A 20,418-nucleotide genomic window follows, 5' to 3' on the forward strand; every position below is an offset into this window, starting at 1 on the left:
TTCCCCCTCATGGTCACCCAGATGGGGCGCGTGGGGAAGAGCGGGGCGGCCGTGGGAAGCAGCAGTCGCCGCAGACGCCCCCGCCGGGCACCCGGTAGTACAGGCAGCAGCTGCGGCGCCGGAAGGCGGTGCCGGTGAGGGTCCCGGCCCCGGAGAGCAGGGGGTGCGCGAGGAGTTCGGCGGCCAGCGCCGCGGCCCGGGCGGCGACGTCCCCACGGCCGTGGCCGCGCCCCCAGCGGTCCAGTTCCCGGGCGGCGCCCGCCAGGGCGGAGGCGGCGTTGCCGCGCAGCAGGCCCGGCGCGAGGCGGTGGCGGGAGCGCAGGGCCGCGCCGAGGGGTTCGAGGTGGCCGCGCAGCACCAGCTCCGCGACCGTCGCCGCGTCACCGCGCAGCGGCCGTACCCCGGTCAGCCACAAATCGTCGGGGGCGCTGCCCCGGGGGTCCCACCGCAGCAGCTTCGGGGCCAGGTCGGGGACGGCCCCGTACAGGGCGGCGCTGCCGAGGGCCACGGACCACAGGCGGGCGGCGAGCCCCTGGTGGGCCACCGACGCGGCGACCCGTGTCTCGGGGGCGCGCAGGGCACCGGCGACCGTGCGGACCCGCGCGGTCAGGACGTCGTCCCGGCCATCCGCTCGCCCCGGCACGTACGCCTGGGCGAGCGTGGGCAGGGGACGGCCGGGCAGGTCCTCCGTGCGCAGTGCGAAGAAGCCACCGAGGCGGCGAAGGGCGGTGAGACGCGGGTCGAGGTCCACGACGTGCAGTAGTACCAGGTCCCTCGGGCCGAGTCGCCGGCCGCCGCCCGCGAACGGCACCGGGCCGTGGAGGCCCGGCTCGGGGTCCCGGTGGGGGTGCCCCGCCGCGGCGGGGCGCCCCCACCGGGCATCAGGCGCGTCCCGGTGTGTGGCCGAAGGCGCGCCGGAAGACGTCGATGAACGCGCTCGCCGAGGACCAGCCGCACCGGTGTGCCACCACCGTCACCGGCGTGTCCTCGGCGAGCAGCACCAGGGCGTGGGAAAGCCGCAGTTGGGTGCGCCACTGCGGGAACGTCATGCCGAGATCGGCCCTGAACAGCCGGGACAGTGTGCGGTCGCTGGCGCCGACCTGTCTGCCCAGGGCCGCCAGGGTGCGGTTGTCGGCCGGATCGGCGAGCAGGATCTCGTACAGCGCCTTCAGTTGCGGCACGGTCGGCGTGGGCACGTGCAGCGGCTGCTGGGGTGAGGTGCGCAGCTGGTCGCACAGGACGGCGCGCAGGCGGCGGTGCTCGGGGCTGTCGTCCGCCGGGTCGCGGGTGCAGGCGAGGATCAGCTCCCGCAGCAGGGGGCTGACGATCAGCACGGTGGGTTCGTCGAGGCCGAGCGGGTTGGTGTCCGCGGGCAGGCCGACCAGGTGCAGTTCGAGCTCGCCGTGCGCCTGGTGGGAGTGCACGGTGCCGGCCGGCACCCAGATCGCCCAGGTGGCCGGGGCCGTCCAGGAGCCGGCGCCGGTGGTGACGGCGAGCACGCCCCGGCCCGCGTAGACGATCTGGTGGTCGTCGTGCCGGTGGGCGTCGATGCCGGTGCCGGGGGCCAGCCGGCGGGTGCTGGTCGGCGCCACCGGTTCATGGCGGATATCCCTCATCAATTGGCAGATTATCGGAAGTACGACAGGGGTGTCATGGATGACCATGGCGCCATGCGAAGGAACAAGTCGATCGTCCTGCTGTCGGTCGGGCATGCCTGCGTGGACGTCTACCAGGGGGCCGTCGCGGCCCTGGTCCCGTTCTTCGTCGCCGAGCGCGCCTACACCTACGCCGCGGCCTCGGGCATCGTGCTCGCCGCCAGCCTGCTGTCCTCGGTGGCGCAGCCCTTGTTCGGCGCACTCACCGACCGGCACCCCGTCCCCTGGCTGCTGCCGGTGAGCACAGTGCTCGGCGGGCTCGGCGTGGCCCTGAGCGGCGTCACCGGCTCGTACGCGCTCACCCTGCTGTTCGTGGCGCTGTCCGGCATCGGCGTCGCCGCGTACCACCCGGAGTCGGCGCGGGTCGCACGGGTCGCGAGCAAGGGCAGCCACAGCTCCATGGGGTGGTTCTCGCTGGGCGGCAACGTCGGCTTCGCGACAGCTCCTCTGCTGGTCACCGTGGTGATCGCCACCGGCGGGCTACGGTTCTCCCCGCTGCTGATCCTGCCCGCGCTGGTCGGCAGCGTGCTGACGCTGCCGGTGCTGCGGGCGCTGCAGAGGACGCCACGCGCCGACGGCGGCAAGGGGGCAGCGCGGGGACGGGACGACTGGGGCTCGTTCGTGCGGCTGTCGCTGGCGGTGGTGTGCCGGTCGATCGCCTTCGTCGGCCTGAGCACCTTCATCGCCTTCCACGCCCGGGAGCAGACGGGCGGCGGCACGACGGCGGGGACGGCGGCACTCTTCGTGCTCTACCTCGGCGGTGCGGTCGGCACGGTCGTCGGCAGCAATCTCGCCCACCGCTGGGACCGGGTCACGGTGGTGAGCATGTCGTACTTGACCACGGTCGCCGCCGTCGCCGGTGTCGTGTTCGTACCCGGCCCGGCGATCTACCTGTTCGTGGCGCTGACCTCGATCGGCCTGTACGTGCCCTTCTCGCTCCAGGTCACGCTCGCGCAGGACTACCTGCCCACGCGCGTCGGCACGGCCAGCGGGATCACCCTCGGACTGATGGTCAGCGTCGGCGGCCTCACCAGCCCCCTGATCGGCAGCATCGCCGACGCCACCTCGCTGCGCACAGCCCTGGCGCCCCTGATCCTGATGCCCGCGCTGAGCTGGCTGCTGTTCCGGACCCTGCCCGAACCGGCCGTGCCCGAGCCGTTGCTGGGCGACCGGGACGAGGAGACCACGCACGGCACCGGGAACGCCTCCACCAAGCACAGCCGCCTCTGACCCGGCCGCCCCCTGATCGGCGGGCCGGTCCGGAACCACTCACGGAACCACTCACGGAAGGACGACGGAGTGCGACGAGCAGCGAGCCGGCACGTCACGCCCCCTTCGGCCGCACCGGGCCAGGAGGCCTGCCCGCTGGCCTCCTGGGGATGCCGTACCGCGCTGCCGCAGCCCGACTGGCAGCTGATGTCCAGCCATGCCACGTCGGATGGTCGCGTCGAGTACTGCCGGTGCACCTGTGCGGCGCTGGTGATCCTGCGCGAGGGCGAGCTGGCGGCCTTCACCGCGCCCGGCCCCTCCTAGGCCGGGTGGACCACGTGGATCACGGCAGCAGCAGCTGTTCCAGGTCCGCCGGCGGGCGGCGGCCGACGAGGGCTTCGAGCCGGGAGCGGGCCCCGGTGCCGCCCGCGAGGATGCCGCCGAGCAGACTGCCGGTGTCCGGCCGCAGGAAGACCTTGGCGTAGCGGGCGGTGCCCTCGGCGAAGACGACCTCGACCGGGCGGACGTCCGCCGGGGGTGCGGTCGTACCGAAGGTGGCCACGTGCACGCCGAGGAGCTTCAGGGCCGTGGAACCGTCGGTCCGGTCGAAGGGCTCGGTGTCCCGGCCCGCCAGCTGGGCCGCCACCGATTCGGCCATGGCGTAGCCGGGGGCGACCAGCCCGTGGCAACGGCCCTGTACGGCAGCGCACTCGCCGACGGCCCAGACCTGCCGGTCAGCGGTACGGCAGTACGCGTCGACGAGGAAGCCGCCCCGTTCCCCGCGCGCCAGGCCCAGCGCCCCGGCCAGCTCGCCCCGGGGCCGGATTCCCGCGGCGAAGACCACCAGGTCCGCGTCCAGGGTCGTGCCGTCGCCGAGGGTGACCGCGCGCACGGTGCCGTCGGACCGGGCGTGCACCTCCGCGATCGCGGTGCCGCAGTGCAGGCGCATGCCGAGGCCGGCGGCGTGCCGGTGCAGCACCTCGGCGGCCCCGGAGTCGAGTTGAGCGGGCATCAGATGGCGTGCGGTCTCCACGACGTGCGCACGCAGGCCCAGCCGGCTCAGGGCGTGGGCCGCCTCGAGGCCGAGCAGACCGCCGCCGACGACGACACCCCGGCCGCCGGGCCCGAGGTGTGGGCCGGTGGTGAAGCGTTTCCACTGCTCCATCTCGGCCGGGCGGGCGAAGGGGTCGGAGGTGCCGCACAGCAGCGCCAGGGGCGCCCGCACCGCCTGGTGGGCGGTCCGGTACTCGCCCCGCATCTGCAGGTCCCAATCCATCCACCGCTCCGTGACCCCGTCCTGCTGACCGGGCGTTTGCCGTCGGGGTGCCGGCGGCCTGGGGCGGCCGGGCGGCGAACTACACGGAGGTGCCCCGGTCCTTCTCGATGTGCCGCGGCGAAAGCCGGGCGATGGGCAGGAGCATCAGCACGGTGAGCGCCGTCAGCAGGCCGAAGGCCAGCCGGTAGTCGCCGGTGGCGTCACGCAGGGTGCCGACGACGACCGGTCCGAGGGCTGCGCAGGCGTAGCCGACGAAGAAGGCCATGGCGGCGAACCGCCCGGCCTGAGTGGCGTCCCGGGCCGCCGCGACGGGGAGCGTGAGGACCAGCGTGAACAGGCCGCCGTGCCCGACGCCCATGGCGACGACCCACAGCCAGGTGCCGGTGCCGGGACTGAAGCCGAAGCCGAGGAAGCCCACGGCGGTCAGGACCGTGGTCAGCGCGAGACCGAACCGCTTGTCCTCCCGCTCGCCCAGCAGGGCGGGGACGGCCAGCATGGCCACGACCTGGATGGAGATCATCACCGTCAGCATGAACCCGGCACGAGCCTCGCCGAGTCCGCCGTCGTCATGCAGCAGCGGTGCGATCCAGGCCAGTTCGCAGTAGTAGAGCGCCGAGTTGCCCGCGGACACGGCGGTGATCCGCCAGGCGAGGCCGGACCGCCAGGGCAGTCCGCTGGTGACCGGGCCCTTGGGGCCGTCGACGTGCTCCAGGCGCAGCGAGCCCTTGGCGGCCGTCCACAGCACCATGCCCGCCACGGCGAGGACTGCCCAGGAGGCCAGGGCGCCCGGCCAGGAGTCGATGGCGTCGGCGAGCGGCGCGCTGGCACCGGCCGCGACGGCACCGCCGAGGCCGAGCCCGGCGGTGTAGATGCCGGTGACCAGTCCGGCGCGGTCGGCGAAGCGGCTCTTCACGACGGCCGGCAGCAGCGTCTGGGAGATGGCGATTCCGGTGCCCACCACGGCGGCGCACACCAACTGCAGCCAGGTGGAATGCCCCAGACCGCGCGCCGCGGTCGCGAGGCCGACCACGGCCAGGCCGAGCAGCACGCCCTTCTGCAGTCCCCAGCGGCGGCCCACCGAGGCGGCCAGCGGCGCGCACAGGCCCATCGCCAGGGTCGGGACGGTCGTCAGCAGGGAGACCCCGGTCGCCGACAGGTCCAGGTCCGTGCGGATCCGGTCCACCAGGGGGGATACGGCGGCGATCGCGGGCCGCAGGTTGGCGGCTGCCACGAACAGGGCGACGGCGGCGAACCCGAGAGCGGCACGGTCGTGTGCCGACGAGGAAGAGGGCTCCGCGGTGCGCTCGGGTGCCGCAGCGACGCGCGCCGCCGTTAAACGATCTTCTGCCTCACTCATGACCTGCACCTTCACATATCTCGGATAGTTGGTGTCCTTGTTATAACAGAATCACGGATAGAAAGAGTCTGAGATTGATACGCTGTTGGACATGAAGCTGACCAACGGCGTCGAGTGGGCCCTGCACTGCTGCGTGTCGCTCAGCCAGAGCCAAGTCCCGGTGTCGGCAGGCCGGCTGGCGAAGCTTCACGGCATTCCGCCGGCCTATCTCGCCAAGCACCTGCAGTCGCTGTCGCAGGCCGGGATCCTGCGCTCCACACCCGGCCCGGTCGGGGGGTACACCTTCGCCCGTCCCACCGAGCAGGTCACCGTCCTGGACGTGGTCCGCGCGGTCGACGGGCCTGAGCCGGCGTTCCGCTGCACCGAGATCCGCCGGAAGGGACCCCTCGCCCTGCGACCGGAGAAGTGCACGAAGCCCTGCGCCGTCTCCCGCGCCATGGCCGCCGCCGAGACGGCGTGGCGGGCGGCACTGCGGGACATCACGATCGCTGATCTCACCCGGGAGATCGAGGCCGACAGCGACGGCACCGCCATGGACGAGGTCCGGCAGTGGCTGACCGGGCGGAGTGAGCCACCCCCCTCCGCCTCAGCCTCGTCTCCCACCGGCCCGCTGGGCGTGGCCTGACCGCAACACTCACCGGAGGTGCACTGCGCGATGAGCTTCGAGGACGATCTCGGACCCGCACTCGCTTCGGAATTCTCCGAAGTGGAGGTCGTACCGATCAGCCGGCTGTTACCGGCCGACTCCCCACGCCGCCAAGGCGAGAACGACGAACACGCCCGCCTCCTCGCCGGCTCCGAGGATCCACTCCCGCCGATCCTCGTCCACCGCCCTTCCATGCGTGTCATCGACGGCATGCACCGGCTGCTCGCCGCCCGGTCGCGCGGCAGCCACACGATCGACGTGCGGTTCTTCGACGGCCCCGAGAAGGATGCCTTTGTCCTTGCCGTCCAGGCCAACGTCCGCCACGGCCTGCCGTTGTCCACAGCCGACCGCACCGCGGCCGCCGTCCGCATACTCCGCACCCACCAGAACTGGTCCGACCGCGTCATCGCCTCCGTCACCGGCCTGTCCGCGAAGTCCGTCGCCGTCCAGCGCCTGAAGATCCACGGTGACGCCACCGGCCCGGCGGCCCGGATCGGCCGGGACGGCAGGGTCCGCCCGCTCAGCAGCGCCGAGGGACGGCGCACCGCGGCCCGGCTGCTCCTCGAGGACCCCTCCGCGTCACTGCGCAGCATCGCCAAGAAGGCGGGCATCTCCCCCGGTACGGTCCGCGACGTACGGGACCGGCTGAGGCGCGGCGAGAGCCCGGTGCCGACCGGACAGCGGGCGGCCGGCAGACCTCCGGTGTGGCGGAGTGCGCCGCCCGTCGCGCCGTACGACAAGCCGGTGGGGATGTCGACCGAGACCCGCGAGGCGACGTTCCGCAGCCTGTGCCGCGATCCCTCCCTGCGGATGACCGAGACCGGGCGCCTGCTCCTGCGCATGATGGAGCTGCACATGGCGGCGGACCACCGGCGCATCGCCGCCTCGGTGCCAGCGCACTGCGCCGACTCCATCTCCGAGATGGCCACGGCCTGTGCTGAGGAGTGGCAGAACCTGGCCGACGCCCTGCGGATGTCCGCCCCCACTTCGTTCAGCGCGGCATTCCCCTGGGAGACGGTGCCGGCTGCCCCGTAACCGGGTGCGGCGGTGTCCGGCGACGGTCCGCCAGGGCACCCGAAACCCTCCGACGGGGACGGGGACCCCGGCGGCGCGCACCACGTCCGAGGCGTCCGGCCGGTGGCCGGACGCCTCGGACGTGACTCACACCATGCCGGGTTCCGAGCTCAGTATGCCCAGTTGGAGTTCCCTCAGCGGGGCACCGGGTTCGGTCCCGATCTCGCTCACCAACCGGGTGCGCAGCGTGCGCAGCACTCCCAGAGCCTCCGCCCGGCGTCCGCCCAGTGCGAGAGCGCGGACGTACTGGGCGTGCAACCCCTCGTGCAGCGTGTGCTCGCTGGTCACCGCGGCGAGCTGGGTGATGGCCCGCTGGTGCAGCCCGGCCTTGATCTGCGCGTCGGCCCGGATCGCTATCACTTCGAGCCGGGACTCCTCGAAGAACCGCCGTTTGGAATCGAGTACGGGTCCCGCCGGGGCATCGGCCAGGGCGCCACCCCGCCACAAGTCCAGGGCGGCGTCGAGCAATTCACTTCCCGCCGCGTTCTCGCCGTCTTCCAGAGCCTTCATCCCGAGGCTTTTCAGCCGTTGGAACTCGGACCAGTCCAGGCCGACATGGTGGCCCTTCAGTCCGTAGCCGTCCGCTCCGGCCACCAGGATCTCCCGGGCGACGTAGGCGGCTGAGCAGCCGCTGAGCCGGGACAGTATTTTTCGGCAGGTAAGGATATAGGTCTGCAGGGTGCGCAGACCGGTCGCCGGCGGCTTTTCCTGCCAGAGCTCACATATGAACCGGAACCACTGCTTTGCCAGGCTTCCGCCGGGCGCTCAACACCTCCGCCTCCGCCGAATCCTCGTCCGAAGGAGTACAGGATGGCGAATACCACATTGACCGGAAACGCTTTACGCTTTGCCAGACTGTCCGGTTACGGGGACGGCCGCCTCGTTCTTGTTCCACTGGACCACTCGGTGTCCGACGGACCGATCATTGCGGCCGCGCGTTTCAATGACCTGGTCCGCGACACGGCCTGACCCGGCACCGAAGGCCGCGCCCAGGGCTGCGGGGACCGCCCTGGGCGACCCGTCCGGACGGCAGTCGTACGTCGCCGCCCCGCGGCCCCCGGCGTACGACCCGGCCGCCGGCCCTGGACGTCACCGTCGTGCGCCGCGACGGAACCCGGGAGAGCCGCCCCGCCCTGGCCCCGAGCCCGTCACGGGGCTCGTACGGCCTCGCCCGCGTCGAGCCGAGCGGCAGGAGGAGAAGTGTGCCGGCTGCGCCGGGGTGCTCAAGGAGGGGCAGCGGCGCCGCGTGAACGGCTTCCTCCGGCGTCTCACTGACGCGTGCGAGCCGTTCGAGGCGGCGCAGCCGGTCCGGCCCCGTCCGCCGGGGCGGAGGGTTCCCTGCACGAGAAGGCCGCCCGCCGGTTCCGGATCCGCCGCCGCTGTCCCGTCTGTGGCGCGAAGCCCGGCCAGGACCGCGTCGGCCCGGGCGAGCCGGGCGGCGAGGCGGTCCAGCGGGAGCACGGCCACGACGGGCGGATCACGCCGGGCGTCAAGGAACGGGAGACCGCCGCGCAGGCCAGGGAATCGGGGTTCCCCAGCCCCTCCCGGGCAGAAACGAGCCGTGCTTCGGCCTGCGGCCTGCCCGGCGCGTGGAGCCGGCGCAAGCAGATGGTGCTGGGAGCGAGCCGGAGCGGACCGAGGTGGAGATCGGCACGTATCCCGTAGCGTGTCCGCAGTCGTTTGAACCGGTGGAGCCAGGCGGAAGGCGCGGTCGACGCCCCGGCGGGTGCTTGCCGGGCCTGAGCCGTGGGGATGCCTCTGCGGGCGGTCTTCGGTGTGATGCCCCGGGTCCGGATGAGGCGGCGGTACCTGTCGTAGTCGTAGCCCCGGGCGGCGAACGGACGCCTGGGCCGGCGGCGGGACCGGCAGCGGGGCTACGCGGCCCCGCAGGTTGTCAGGGACAAGATCATCCCGGAACCGGCGGAATCCTGCCGGCGACCCGGTCCATCGCCAAGCCCTTGACCGGGCCCGTCCCGAAGTGATCAGTCGGGGGGAGCCGACCAGGGGGCCTCCGCCGACGGGCACCCACCCTGGGGATGACGGGGTCCTCGCCGTACTCCATCGGCAGTAGGACTCAATGAATGCTCAGGGACGACGACGGGAAGACCTTGACACGGCATCGTGTTGGTCATGAAAGCCGACCGTTCGCCGCGCCGGGTCCACCGCCCCGGCCTCACGCAGAGGAGCAGCCGATGAGCGCCCTCGCGTTGTCCGTGGTCCTGTCGTTCGTCTCCGCCGTGGCGTACGCCGGTGGGGCGATCGTGCAGGAGCGGGTCGCGGTGTCCTCACCCGGCGCGCAGCAGTACGCACCGCTGCGCCGGCCGGCCTGGTGGGCGGCGGTCGCGCTCAACGGCCTCGGCGGTCTGCTGCACGTGGTGGCGCTCGCCTACGGCCCGCTGAGCCTCGTGCAGCCCCTGGGCGCGCTGACCATCGTGTTCGCGCTGCCCATGGCCGCGCTGTTCGTCGGCCGCAGGGCCGGGGCGGCGGCGTGGCGCGGCGCCATCATGGCGACGGTCGGGCTCGCGGGTCTGCTCTCCCTGATCGGCGCGTCCGACGCGCAGTCGCTGAACACCGCGCAACGGGTGGCGGCGGCGCTGGCGACGGCAGGGGCGGTCGTGGTGCTGATGGTCGCGGCCCGGGCCGTGCACCGTCATCCGGCGGTCCGCAGCATTCTGCTGGCCGTCGCGTCCGGTGTCGCGTTCGGCATGTCCTCCGTCTTCACCAAGACCGTCGCGGTCGACTGGAGCGGCGGGATCTCGGCGGCCGACCTGCCCTCCCTGACGGCGATCGGCGTCCTCGCCACGGCGGGCATGCTGCTGTCCCAGGCCTCCTACCGGGGGGCCGGCCTCGCGGCCCCGCTGGCCACGCTGACGGTGGTGAACCCGGTGGTGGCGGCGGCGGTCGGCATCACGATGTTCGGTGAGACCTTCCGCTACGGGTCGACGGGCACGGCGCTCGCACTGAGCTGTGGGGTGGTGGCGGCCGGCGGACTGATCCTGCTCACGACGGAGCGGCTCGCCCGCGAGCAGCAGGAGACCGGGGCGGTGGACGGGGCCGTGGACGAGGTGGTGGACGGGGCCGTGAACGGCGAGGCCGCCGCGGCGGGTTCCCCGACCGGGGCCGTTCCCGCCGCCCGGTCCGTGGCGGAGCCCGCCGGGCCGCCGGCCGCGGACCCCGCCGATCGGCTGCTGGCCGAACTCGCGCTCCCCCCGCTCCCCGCGGGCGTGCGGGTGCCGGTCCCCGTGCCGTCACCGGCCGGCGCCCCGGACGACGAGGACCCCGCTCCGGTGCCGCTGGTGTCGTACGCGCCCTACTACGGCGGCCCGTACGTACCGGTGGCGGTGGTGGACCGCCACCGGGTACGCGTCAAATCCTGACCCCGCCCGCCCTGAGGTAGGCGACCGGGTCGACGTCCGATCCGAAGCCGGGCCCGGTCCGCACTTCGAAGTGCAGGTGCGGGCCCGAGCTGTTGCCGGTGGAACCGGACCGGCCGATGCGCTGGCCCGCGGTGACGGACTGGCCGCTCCTCACGGAGATCGCCGACAGGTGTGCGTACTGGCTGTAGCGGCCGTCGGAGTGCCGGACCACCACCTGGTAGCCGAACGACCCCTCCCAGCCCGCGCCGACGACGGTGCCCGCCGCGACCGACTTCACCGACGTGCCGGTGGGCACGGGGAAGTCGACGCCCGTGTGGTAGCCCTTCGACCAGGCGGATCCGGCCTGGTGGTACGGCGTGCCGAGCGAGGCGCTGACGGGCGCCACCAGGCCGCCGCCGGTTTGCCCGGCACGGTCGGCACGGTTCTCGGCGCGCTGCGAGGCGGCCGGCTTCTCCGTTTTCTTCCCGGTCTTCTTGTCGCTCTTCTTGTCGGCCTTCTTGTCGGCCTTCTTGTCGGCCTGCCTGCCGGCCGGCCTCTCCGGGGCCCTGGCCGTTCCGTCGGGCAGGGCGAGCCGCTGCCCGGGCACGATGAGGTCCGGGTCGGTGCCGATGGCCGAGCGGTTGGCGTCGTACAGCCCCTGCCAGCCGGCCCGGATCCGCTCCTCGGCGGCGATGCCGGAGAGGGTGTCGCCGCGGACCACGGTGTACATCTCGGCCCTGCCCGCGCGGGACTGGGGTGTGGTGTGCGGTTTGACGTCGTCGACGGAGGACCGGCGGGTGGGCCTGCCGTCGCTCTCCTTGCTCCTGCTGCTCCTCTCGCCGTCGGCCTTGGTACCGCTCCCACCGGACGTGCCGGCGGTCGGCCGGATGTCGGGCACGGCGCCGCCCCGGGTCAGTCCGGCCCGTACCGAGCAGGCCGGCCAGGCACCGGGGCCCTGTCCGTCGAGGACCTTCTCGGCGACGGCGATCTGCTGGTCCTTGGTGGCCAGGTCCGCGCGCGGTGCGTAACGGGCGCCGCCGTACGCCTCCCAGGTCGACTGGGTGAACTGGAGCCCGCCGTAGTACCCGTTGCCGGTGTTGATGTTCCAGTCGTTGCTGGACTCGCAGGCGGCGACCTTGTCCCAGGTGTCCACGTCGGCGGCCTGGGCCGCCCCGGCGCCCAGGAACGGCAGTGCCATCCCGGCACCGCCCGCGGTGACCGTGAGCGAGGCCCGGTTGATCCTGTTCGGCTGATACCGGCGGTGCCGGCCGCGCACGGCCATGGAATCCCCCCTCGACGATGCGTCAGGAGGGGCAAAAGTAAGCGGTGCGAACTTGCCGTGACAAGGCGGCTATCGGCCGCACGGATGCGCCACATGGCCGGTAGTCGTCGGCTGCTGCGCCCCCGTCCCATGCCCGGAGGGCGTGTGCGCGGGCGGATGTGCCCCCGGGCGGGGGCACGCGGGTGCGTGCGCCGGGAGGGCGCGGGGAGGGCGCGGGGAGGACGGCACGGGGCCGCCGTCCGTACGGCGTGAGTACGCCGGGTGCTCCCACCCGTATCCGCCTGCGCGGTGTCGTGACGATGTCTGCGCGTGCACACGCAGGTGCGACACGTCAGGATGGTCGACGGCGGGCCGACGGGGCCGGAAGGCAGCACCGTCACCCCGGTAGTACCGATGCCAGGGCCACAAGGCCACCAGGTCACCAGGTCACCAGGAGCCACCCCAATGAGCAGTTCAGCGCAGATCGGCGTCACGGGGCTCGCGGTCATGGGCCGCAACCTCGCGCGCAACTTCGCCCGCAACGGCTACACGGTCGCGGTGCACAACCGGACGGCGGCCCGTACGCACGCGCTGGTGGAGGAGTTCGGGCACGAGGGCGGCTTCGTGGCGGCCGGGACGGCGAAGGAGTTCGTGGCGGCGCTGGAGCGGCCGCGGCGGCTGGTCGTCATGGTGAAGGCCGGGGAGCCGACGGACGCGGTGATCGAGGAGTTCGCCCCGCTGCTGGAGCCCGGCGACATGATCATCGACGGCGGCAACGCCCACTTCGCGGACACCCGGCGCCGGGAACGCGAGCTGCGCGAGAAGGGCATCCACTTCGTCGGCACCGGCATCTCCGGCGGCGAGGAGGGCGCGCTGCTCGGGCCGAGCATCATGCCGGGCGGTTCGGCGGAGTCGTACGAGTCGCTGGGCCCGATGCTGGAGAAGATCTCGGCGAAGGCGGCCGACGGCACCCCCTGTGTCACGCACGTCGGCCCGGACGGCGCGGGTCACTTCGTGAAGATGGTCCACAACGGCATCGAGTACGCCGACATGCAGCTGATCGGCGAGGCGTACCAGTTGCTGCGGGACGTGGCGGGGTACTCCCCCGCGCGGATCGCGGAGATCTTCCGCACCTGGAACACCGGCCGGCTGGACTCGTACCTGATCGAGATCACGGCCGAGGTGCTGTCGCACGTCGACGCCGCCACGGGCGAGCCGTTCGTGGACGTGGTGGCGGACCGGGCGGAGCAGAAGGGCACGGGCCGCTGGACGGTGCAGATCGCCCTCGATCTGGGGGTGCCGGTGTCCGGCATCGCCGAGGCGGTGTTCGCCCGTTCCCTCTCCGGGCACGCGGCGCTGCGCGAGTCCTCACGCGGCCTCGCGGGACCGAAGGCCACGCCGCTGGGCGAGGCGGAGGCCGCGGCGTTCGCCGACCGGGTGGAGCAGGCGCTGTACGCGTCGAAGATCGTGTCGTACACGCAGGGCTTCCACGAGATCGCCGCGGGCAGCGAGGAGTACGGCTGGGACATCGACCTCGGCGCGGTCTCCGCGCTCTGGCGCGGCGGCTGCATCATCCGGGCCGCCTTCCTGGATCGCATCCGCGCCGCCTACGACGCGCGGGCGGACCTGCCGAGCCTGCTGGCGGACGGGACCTTCGCGCGGGAGATCGCCGAAGCGCAGGACGACTGGCGCGAGGTGCTGGTCGCGGCGACCCGCCAGGGCGTGGCCACGCCCGGCTTCGCCGCGGCGCTCGCCTACTACGACGCCCTGCGCGCGGAGCGCCTGCCGGCCGCGCTCACCCAGGGCCAGCGGGACTACTTCGGCGCGCACACCTACCGGCGCACGGACCGCGACGGCTCGTTCCACACGCTGTGGGGCGGGGACCGGTCGGAGGTGTCGGCGTAACACCCCGTGCGACAGGGCGGTGCACGGCCCGGTGGCCGTGCGCCGCCCTGTTTCGTGCCGCGTCCGGGTCAGCTCAGCGGCGGGCCGGGTTCCGGGTTCGGCACCGGCTCGGGACCCGGTGGGATCGGCGAGGGGGACGGCTCGGGGGGCCCCGGATGCGGCGGGGGCGGCTGCGGTCCCGGGCCCGGGGGCTGCGGGGCCGGCTCCGGACCGGGACCCGGCGGCGGGGGCGCGGGGGCGGGGTCCGGGTAGGGCTCGGGGTGCGAGGGGTCCGGTCCCGGGGTGGGGCCCGGCGGGACGGGGTCCGGGTACGGGTTCGTCATGGCGCGTGTCCTCCGGCCTGTCGCTCGGCGTGGGCTCTGGACTACTACCCCGCCTACCCGACGGCCGCCTCCACAGTCACCCGCCCGCATGACGGCGCGGGGCCGGATGGCGCCACCCCCCGGCCGGGCACCCCGCGGACCTCCGACGCCGGACGCCGGGGGGAACCGGCCCGGCCGGCGGATCAGGGGGGCGGGGTGAGGGCGTCGGAGCGGCCGGCCTCGAGGCGCGACCACTGGGGGATGGGGCGTCCGCCGCTCCGCAGCCGCACGTGCCCGGCGGGCGTGCCCTGGACGGTGGGCCAGCCGGAGGGCGAGTCCTCCCACAGCTCCTGACGTCCGTACACGGTGAGGTCCATGAGCGCGTAGCTGTAGTCCATCGCCTCCACTCCGCGCAGGGTCGTCCAGTACGTCTCGAAGACGCGGTCGCCGTCCCGCAGGTAGCACACGATGTGCATCATGCCGACGTGGCGCCCGACCAGCAGTTCGTCCTGCGAGGGGACCGCCGAGTACCAGGGCACCTCCCAGCCCATGAAGTCGCGGTAGCGGCGGCTCTCCCCGTACGGGCCCTGGCAGAAGACCGCGTAGGTGATGTCGCGCGAGTGCAGGTACGACAGCTCCTGGACCTGGGTGGTGACCCAGGTGCAGCCCTCGCACTGCCCGGCCGCGTCGTGGCCGTGGTGCCACATGAAGTAGTAGGCGACGAGCTGCCGGCGCCCCTCGAAGGCTTCGAGCAGGGTGACCGGCCCGTCGGGCCCGGTCAGTTCGAGGTCGGCGGCCACCTCGACCATGGGCAGGCGCCGCCGGGCGGCGGCGATCGCGTCGCCTTCCCGGGTGTGCGCCTTCTCCCGGATCCGCAGGCGGTCCAGTTCGGCCTGGAAGGTGGCCCGGTCGGCCGTCGGCGGCAGCGCCGGCGCGCGGTCCGTGGGCCTTTCGTCGTGCTCGGTCACGGTCTTGCTCCCATCGTCGTAGGCCGCTGTCCGTCAGGTGGCCGCGCCGGGTCCGGGGCGCTCCGCCAGTTCCTTGATCCGCAGCAGACGCGTCTCCCAGGAGCGGCCGATCCGGTCGAGTTCGCGGGCCAGCGCGCCGAGCCGGGCGCCGACGGCGAGGTGGACGACCTCACGTCCGCGCTGCTCGGACTCGACCAGCCCGGCCCCGCGCAGCACCTCCAGGTGCTTGCCGATCGCCTGCCGGCTCACCGGCAGGACCCTGGCCAGCGCGGACGCCGACATGGGGCCCTCACCGAGCCGGGTGAGTATCTCCCAGCGCGTCGGGTCACCGAGGGCGGCACACACGACGGGAGGAGCGGGATCGGTCACCGGTGCCTCGCCGGGGCCGACGCGTTCCGCTCGACGAACGCCTTCGCGGCCGCCAGCTCGGTGAGCCAGCCCCTGTCGTTGCCCTCGCGCTCCTTCAGCCACTCCGCCGGGTCGTCGGCGAGGCCGGAGAAACCGCTCTCCACCACGCGCAGGGTCACCCCGCCGCCGTCCCGCTCGTCGATCCAGAACTCGACCAGGGTCGAGGGCGTCGAATCGTCCCGGTAGGGGGTTCCGATCCAGCGGAACGCCGCGTAGCGCGGCTCGTCCAACTCCACCGTCCGGAACCGGAACTCACCCAGCGACGGATGGCGCACCACCGTCACGTCGCCCTCGTGGCGCAGGTCCGGCTCGGCCTCGACCACGCCGTCGTTGATGTACCAGCCGGGCCGTACGACCAGCTCCCACACGCGCTCGGCGGGGGCGTCGATGTCGATCCGGCGGGCGATCCGGTCGAGCTCGGCCGGCTCCGCGTCGGTACGGTTCGCGTCGTTCACGGGTACCTCCATCGCCCTCCATTGTGCAACTGAACGATTGCACATCCCGACGGCACGCGCAACCCGTGGGTTGCACTCGATGGTCCATCCGCGGCCCACGCGTCCACGCGGCACGTCTCCGGGAAGTGTCACGTCCCCGGCCGGAGCGCCTCCCGGTCCGGCACGGCCTCGCCGGAGCCCTGCCGGCGCAGGCGGGCTGCCGCCGCGAGGCCCGTACGGGGACTGGACAGCACGGGCACCAAAGCCGTGGTGAGCCGCTCGGCCGGGGCCATGGAGGCCTGGGCGAGGACGATCGCGTCGGCGCCGGTGACCGCGTCGGCGGCGTCCGCGACCCGGCGCGCGTACCCCGCCGGGTCGCCCGCCTCGAAGCGCGCCCACGCGCCCTCGACCAGCACGGCCCGCACCTCGACGGACCGTCCGGCACGGCCCGCCTCCTCCTCGACCAGCGCCACCGTCGGCCCCAGCGTGCTCTCCAGGGCGGCGAGGACGACGACACGCGACCCGGCGGCCACCGCCGCGGCCGCCATCGGCCGGTCGACGCGCAGCACCGGCACACCGATGTCGGCGGCGGCCGCCTCCGCGACCCCGCCGATGGTCGAGCAGGTGCACAGCACGGCCCGGGCACCGCGGTCGACGGCCCCACGCACCCTCGCCCGCACCTCGTCGGCCACCGCCGCGGGACCGTCGGCGCGGGCGCGCTCGAGCAGGTCCTCGGCGACGAGGTGGCGCAACTCCAGCCCGGGATGGGCCCGGTCGCGCAGCGCGTCGAAGACGGGCACGTGAACGGGCGAGGTGTGCAGCAGCGCGAGCACGGGACCTCAGAACCGCTCGGGACGAGCCGCCGGCCACTCCTTCGCCGCCCGGATCAGCTCCGGACCGGCGGCGGCCGGAGCCTGGTCGGGGTGACGCTCGGCCCACTTGGCGACGTACGGGCAGAGCGGCGCGACGGCGCTGCCCTCGCGGGCGGCGACACCGTACGGCTCGCGGGCGAGGGAGCCCGCGATGCCCTTGCCCTCGTGGGCGGGCTCCACGACGGTGTGCACCGGCACGAGCGCGCGGCCGGGGGTGTCGAGGACGAAGTACTCGATCCGCCCGACGACCTCGCCGTCCGTCACCGCCTCGAGCCGGCCCGCCGTCCGGTCGTCACGGATCTCGATGTCACCCATGGCCACATCACGCTCCCGCCTCGGTCCGCGCCGGTCAGGCCGTGGTGACGGCCTGAGGGCTGCGCTCCTGGTCCGACCCCGGCACCGGCTCGGACGGGTCGGCGCCCAGTGCCACGATGCGGTTGCCGGCGTCCACGTGCACCACCCGGGGCTCCAGCGCCCGCGCCTCGGCGTCGGTCACCTGAGCGTAACTGATGATGATCACCAGATCACCGGGGTGCACGAGATGCGCGGCGGCCCCGTTGATCCCGACCACCCCTGACCCCCGCTCGCCCTCGATGACGTAGGTCTCCAGCCGGGCCCCGTTGGTGACGTCGACGATGTGCACCAGCTCCCCGGGCAGCAGATCGGCGGCGTCGAGCAGTTCGGCGTCGATCGTCACGGATCCCACGTAGTGCAGGTCGGCCTGGGTGACGGTGGCACGGTGGATCTTGGACTTGAACATGGTACGAAACATGAGGAAACTCCCGGTTCGTCTGCTCCCTGCCTGCTTCTGCAGGTCAAGGGCGTTGCCCGGAGAGTACATCGACGGGCACGTCGGGCACGTCCGGTCGGCTGTCACCGGGTGTCGAAGGGCTCACACCGGCCCGGTGAGCCTTTCCGGCCTGACGTCCGAGCCGATCGCCGGTGATGCCGTGCGGCACCCTGAGTGCTTCGGCGGGCAGGCCGGAGAAGGCTCCATGCCGACCTTCTTCCTGACGCCACGCCAGGAGGATGCGCACCGCTTCACGGGAATGCGGGCCCGGTCGCCGCCCTGACGGACGGCGGGCTCCGCGTCGTACTGCTGCGGGACGTCGTTCCGCCGCTGACGGTGGCGTTGTCGCACCTCGGCTTCCGGCAGGCCCGGAAGCCGCGTGCACGGGCGTGACGGTGCGCCGGGGGCGGTCACGGCCGCCGGTGGTCCGCTCCCCTTCCGCGGGACCCGGCTCCCGTGCCCCGGTCGGGCACGGGAGCGGCGCCTCCGCGGAACGGCCGGTTCCTTTCGACCGGTCCCCGGAGTCCGGCCCGGTCTTCCCGACTCGCCGTACAGACATGCGTTTTTCCGTCGATGGAGGGCATTCGGGGCGGTGGATCGACATCTGCTGAAAGTCAGTCAACCAGCTTGAGAGGAAAGGGACTTATGCGTAGCAAGAGGATGACGGCCGGTGCGATCGCGGTGGCGGCCGTCACGGGGAGCGTGGCGCTGACCGGCTGTGGCGGGGACGGCGACTCCGAGGAGAAGGGCGCCTCGTCGAGCGCGAGCAGCGGCGCGGGGGCCCGGGAGGAGGGCACGGCGGCCGTGCGCACCGCCTACGACAGGACGGCCGAGGCCGAGACGGCGCGGATGGAGATCGAGGTGAAGGCCGCCGCGGACGGCCGGACGATGACGTCCAACGGCCGGGGAACCCTCGACATGGCGGAGGGCGACAGCGTCATGACCGTCACCGCCGAGGGCAAGCGCGTCGAGCAGCGCGTGGTCGACCAGGTCCTCTACCAGAAGATGGAGGGCCAGAAGGCGCAGGGCGGCAGGTCCTGGGTCAAGATCGACCTGGAGAAGGTCGCCGATCAGCAGGGCGTGAACCCCCAGCAGATCGGTGACCCGGCCCAGTCCGCCGCCTACGCCAAGGCGATCGCCGACAAGGACGTCACCAAGGTCGGCACCGAGAAGATCGACGGGGTCGACACCACCCGGTACAAGGTCACGGTCGACGTCGCCGAGCTGCCCGGCGGCGCCCAGCTGCGCCGGCAGATCGGTCCGGCGCTGCCCATGGAGGTCTGGCTCGACGACCAGGGCCGGCTCCGTCGCCAGCAGGTCGACATGACCGTCAAGGCCTCGGCCGCCGACGGGCAGCCGGAGAGCGGTGCCTCGCCCCAGCAGGTCAAGGTCAGCACACGGATGGAGTTCTCGGACTTCGGCACCGAGGTCGACGCCGAGGCTCCGCCCGCGAAGCAGGTCGCCGACATGACCGACGAGGCGCTCCAGGGCGGCCGGAAGCAGAGCTGACCCACCGGCAGCACCGGCGTGGTCGTCCTGGTCGCCACCCCGACGGACGGCGGGTTCCGGGTGGCACTGCGGTGGACCCCCGGTCCGCTGCTGGTCGTGGTGCCGGCCCACCTCGGCTTCCGGCACGGCTGGAAGGCGCGTCCGAGGACCTGACGCGTGGCCGGGGCGCCCGGCGGCCCGGTCCGCGGGGGCGGGGACGGCCGGGGTGCTCGTCCCCGCCCCCGTCCCTCCGCGCCGGACGCGCAAGCGGCTCCCGTGGCCCGGGCGGGGTTCAGGCGGGGCGTCCGCGGGAGACCGCCTTCTTCGCCGGGGCCTTCTTCGCGGGAGCCTTCTTCGTCGGTGCCTTCGTCGTCTTCCTCACGTCCTGCCCGGCCTTGGCGGCAGGCTTCCCCGTCGGTGTCTTTCCCTGCGGCGTCTTCTTCGCCGGCGTCCTCTTCTTCGCCGCGGACTCCGGCTTTCCGCCAGCGGTCTCCCCGGGGGCGGCGCGGGACTCGCGGGCCTCCCGGAGGCTCATCTCCAGCGCCGTCGTCAGGTCCAGGATCCGGCCGCCGCGCTCCGGTTGGGGCGCCTCGGGCAGGGCCTCGCCGGAGATCTTGGCGGCGACGACCTCCTCCACCGCCTCGCGGTACTCGTCGCGCAGACCCTCCAGGCCGGCCCCGCCGAGGGCGTCCACCAGGGCGTCCGCGAGGTTCAGCTCCCGGTCGGGGACGGTGACGTCCGTGCCGGGGGCGAGTCCCTCGGGGGCGCGGACCTCGTCCGGCCAGAGCAGGCCGTGCAGGACGATCGTGTCGCCGATCACGCGGAGCATGCCCAGACGCTCACGGCCCCGCAGCGCGAACTTCGCGACGGCCACCTTGTCGCTGCGCCTCAGGGCCTCCCGCAGGAGCGCGTACGGTCTGGCGGCCGGCGCCCTGCCCGCCGCCAGGTAGTACGCGGCGCCCATCTGGAGCGGGTCGATGCTGTCCTCGGGGACGAAGGTGAGAATCCCGATGGTCCTGGCGGTGGGGATCGGCAGGTGGGACAGGTCCTCGTCGGTGACGGGGATGATCGTGCCGTCCGCCTCCTCGTACCCCCTGCTGATCTCCTGGGCGGTGACCTCGCGGTCCTCGAGTTCGCAGAACTTGCGGTGGCGGATCCGGCCGCCGTCCTCCGTGTGGATCTCGCGGAAGGGGATCGCGTGGCTCTCGGTGGCGTTCACCAGCTTGACCGGAACCCTGACCAGGCCGAACGAGATCACGCCGTTCCAGATGGACCTCACGTGCAGCACCTTTCCGGTCATCCGCGGGACGATGATGCCATTTTGTCCTACTTTGAGTTTTTCCTCTTGCGGGGATGCCGGCCATCGCCTCCGGAGCCCGGCCGGGCGGGGTGACGGCTCACACCCGCGCCCGGGTGC

At 73.3% G+C, this 20,418-nt stretch carries 22 protein-coding genes and 1 pseudogene; 9 read left to right on the plus strand and 14 right to left on the minus strand.

All coding sequences use genetic code 11. The features are described from left to right. Positions 1-13: 13 nt before the first annotated feature. Complete coding sequence (locus tag ACF07S_RS21200) at positions 14-751, minus strand: (2Fe-2S)-binding protein (RefSeq protein WP_391963300.1); 738 nt, start codon at positions 749-751, stop codon at positions 14-16. A gap of 130 nt (positions 752-881) precedes the next feature. Further along, positions 882-1,616, minus strand: coding sequence for an AraC family transcriptional regulator (locus tag ACF07S_RS21205; RefSeq protein WP_391974798.1), 735 nt, complete (start codon positions 1,614-1,616; stop codon positions 882-884). A gap of 54 nt (positions 1,617-1,670) precedes the next feature. Here ACF07S_RS21205 and ACF07S_RS21210 point away from each other — a divergent pair, with 54 nt between their 5' ends. Together ACF07S_RS21210 and ACF07S_RS21215 are read left to right on the plus strand one after the other, a co-directional pair. After that, positions 1,671-2,885: an MFS transporter gene (locus tag ACF07S_RS21210; protein ID WP_391974799.1), complete on the plus strand. Its 1,215-nt coding sequence runs from the start codon at positions 1,671-1,673 to the stop codon at positions 2,883-2,885. Positions 2,886-2,954: 69 nt separating this feature from the next. Further along, complete coding sequence (locus ACF07S_RS21215) at positions 2,955-3,188, plus strand: hypothetical protein (RefSeq protein WP_391963303.1); 234 nt, start codon at positions 2,955-2,957, stop codon at positions 3,186-3,188. A gap of 19 nt (positions 3,189-3,207) precedes the next feature. Here the strand turns inward: ACF07S_RS21215 and ACF07S_RS21220 are convergent, their stop codons facing one another. Beyond that, the gene (locus ACF07S_RS21220; RefSeq protein ID WP_391974800.1) at positions 3,208-4,140 is read right to left on the minus strand and encodes an NAD(P)/FAD-dependent oxidoreductase; all 933 of its coding nucleotides are present in this window, start codon (positions 4,138-4,140) and stop codon (positions 3,208-3,210) included. A 79-nt stretch (positions 4,141-4,219) separates the two neighbouring features. Then, positions 4,220-5,497 carry a CynX/NimT family MFS transporter gene (locus ACF07S_RS21225; protein ID WP_391974801.1) on the minus strand — a complete coding sequence of 426 codons (1,278 nt, stop codon included), beginning with the start codon at positions 5,495-5,497 and terminating at the stop codon, positions 4,220-4,222. A 91-nt stretch (positions 5,498-5,588) separates the two neighbouring features. Here ACF07S_RS21225 and ACF07S_RS21230 point away from each other — a divergent pair, with 91 nt between their 5' ends. Together ACF07S_RS21230 and ACF07S_RS21235 are read left to right on the plus strand one after the other, a co-directional pair. After that, a complete protein-coding gene (locus ACF07S_RS21230; RefSeq protein WP_391974802.1) occupies positions 5,589-6,122 on the plus strand; it encodes an RrF2 family transcriptional regulator in 534 nt (177 codons plus the stop codon). A gap of 30 nt (positions 6,123-6,152) precedes the next feature. Continuing rightward, positions 6,153-7,178: a ParB/RepB/Spo0J family partition protein gene (locus ACF07S_RS21235; RefSeq protein ID WP_391963320.1), complete on the plus strand. Its 1,026-nt coding sequence runs from the start codon at positions 6,153-6,155 to the stop codon at positions 7,176-7,178. A 126-nt stretch (positions 7,179-7,304) separates the two neighbouring features. On the opposite strand, the gene ACF07S_RS21240 is transcribed toward ACF07S_RS21235, so the two are convergent. Beyond that, positions 7,305-7,811, minus strand: a complete 507-nt coding sequence (locus ACF07S_RS21240) for an AfsR/SARP family transcriptional regulator (protein WP_391974803.1) — start codon at positions 7,809-7,811, stop codon at positions 7,305-7,307. A gap of 216 nt (positions 7,812-8,027) precedes the next feature. On the opposite strand from ACF07S_RS21240, the gene ACF07S_RS21245 reads away from it, so the two are divergent. Then, complete coding sequence (locus ACF07S_RS21245) at positions 8,028-8,186, plus strand: hypothetical protein (protein ID WP_391974804.1); 159 nt, start codon at positions 8,028-8,030, stop codon at positions 8,184-8,186. Positions 8,187-8,803: 617 nt separating this feature from the next. On the opposite strand, the pseudogene ACF07S_RS21250 reads toward ACF07S_RS21245, so the two are convergent. Continuing rightward, positions 8,804-9,088 (minus strand): annotated as a pseudogene (locus ACF07S_RS21250) (IS5/IS1182 family transposase); the annotation flags it as partial. Positions 9,089-9,409: 321 nt separating this feature from the next. On the opposite strand from ACF07S_RS21250, the gene ACF07S_RS21255 reads away from it, so the two are divergent. Beyond that, entirely contained in the window at positions 9,410-10,594 is a 1,185-nt protein-coding gene (locus tag ACF07S_RS21255) for a DMT family transporter (RefSeq protein ID WP_391974805.1), read from the plus strand. Here the strand turns inward: ACF07S_RS21255 and ACF07S_RS21260 are convergent. Continuing rightward, on the minus strand, positions 10,584-11,855 hold the full coding sequence (locus tag ACF07S_RS21260; RefSeq protein ID WP_391974806.1) for a transglycosylase family protein: 1,272 nt from the start codon (positions 11,853-11,855) through the stop codon (positions 10,584-10,586). The genes ACF07S_RS21255 and ACF07S_RS21260 overlap by 11 nt on opposite strands. Before the next feature lie 444 nt (positions 11,856-12,299). On the opposite strand from ACF07S_RS21260, the gene gndA reads away from it, so the two are divergent. After that, positions 12,300-13,739, plus strand: a complete 1,440-nt coding sequence (gene gndA / locus ACF07S_RS21265) for an NADP-dependent phosphogluconate dehydrogenase (protein ID WP_391963328.1) — start codon at positions 12,300-12,302, stop codon at positions 13,737-13,739. Between the two features lie 505 nt (positions 13,740-14,244). Here gndA and ACF07S_RS21270 read toward each other — a convergent pair. The 6 genes from ACF07S_RS21270 to panD form a co-directional block, all read right to left on the minus strand. After that, on the minus strand, positions 14,245-15,009 hold the full coding sequence (locus tag ACF07S_RS21270; protein WP_391974807.1) for a DUF899 family protein: 765 nt from the start codon (positions 15,007-15,009) through the stop codon (positions 14,245-14,247). A gap of 33 nt (positions 15,010-15,042) precedes the next feature. Further along, positions 15,043-15,378 (minus strand): ArsR/SmtB family transcription factor, encoded by a 336-nt coding sequence (locus ACF07S_RS21275; RefSeq protein ID WP_391974808.1) that lies wholly within the window; start codon positions 15,376-15,378, stop codon positions 15,043-15,045. Continuing rightward, entirely contained in the window at positions 15,375-15,872 is a 498-nt protein-coding gene (locus tag ACF07S_RS21280) for an SRPBCC domain-containing protein (protein WP_391963331.1), read from the minus strand. The genes ACF07S_RS21275 and ACF07S_RS21280 overlap by 4 nt, the downstream gene beginning before the upstream one ends. Before the next feature lie 128 nt (positions 15,873-16,000). Continuing rightward, positions 16,001-16,684 (minus strand): aspartate/glutamate racemase family protein, encoded by a 684-nt coding sequence (locus ACF07S_RS21285; protein WP_391974809.1) that lies wholly within the window; start codon positions 16,682-16,684, stop codon positions 16,001-16,003. A gap of 6 nt (positions 16,685-16,690) precedes the next feature. Continuing rightward, positions 16,691-17,038 carry a GNAT family N-acetyltransferase gene (locus tag ACF07S_RS21290; RefSeq protein ID WP_391974810.1) on the minus strand — a complete coding sequence of 116 codons (348 nt, stop codon included), beginning with the start codon at positions 17,036-17,038 and terminating at the stop codon, positions 16,691-16,693. Between the two features lie 34 nt (positions 17,039-17,072). Further along, on the minus strand, positions 17,073-17,495 hold the full coding sequence (gene panD / locus ACF07S_RS21295) for an aspartate 1-decarboxylase (protein WP_391974811.1): 423 nt from the start codon (positions 17,493-17,495) through the stop codon (positions 17,073-17,075). A gap of 663 nt (positions 17,496-18,158) precedes the next feature. On the opposite strand from panD, the gene ACF07S_RS21300 reads away from it, so the two are divergent. Both ACF07S_RS21300 and ACF07S_RS21305 read left to right on the plus strand, forming a co-directional pair. Beyond that, on the plus strand, positions 18,159-19,022 hold the full coding sequence (locus ACF07S_RS21300) for a hypothetical protein (RefSeq protein WP_391974812.1): 864 nt from the start codon (positions 18,159-18,161) through the stop codon (positions 19,020-19,022). A gap of 18 nt (positions 19,023-19,040) precedes the next feature. Further along, positions 19,041-19,175, plus strand: coding sequence for a hypothetical protein (locus tag ACF07S_RS21305; protein ID WP_391963339.1), 135 nt, complete (start codon positions 19,041-19,043; stop codon positions 19,173-19,175). 118 nt (positions 19,176-19,293) lie between these two features. Here the strand turns inward: ACF07S_RS21305 and ACF07S_RS21310 are convergent, their stop codons facing one another. Further along, positions 19,294-20,301: a Ku protein gene (locus tag ACF07S_RS21310; RefSeq protein ID WP_391974813.1), complete on the minus strand. Its 1,008-nt coding sequence runs from the start codon at positions 20,299-20,301 to the stop codon at positions 19,294-19,296. Positions 20,302-20,418: the final 117 nt, after the last annotated feature.

This window comes from Streptomyces sp. NPDC016640 (assembly GCF_043076215.1).
Classification (GTDB): domain Bacteria; phylum Actinomycetota; class Actinomycetes; order Streptomycetales; family Streptomycetaceae; genus Streptomyces.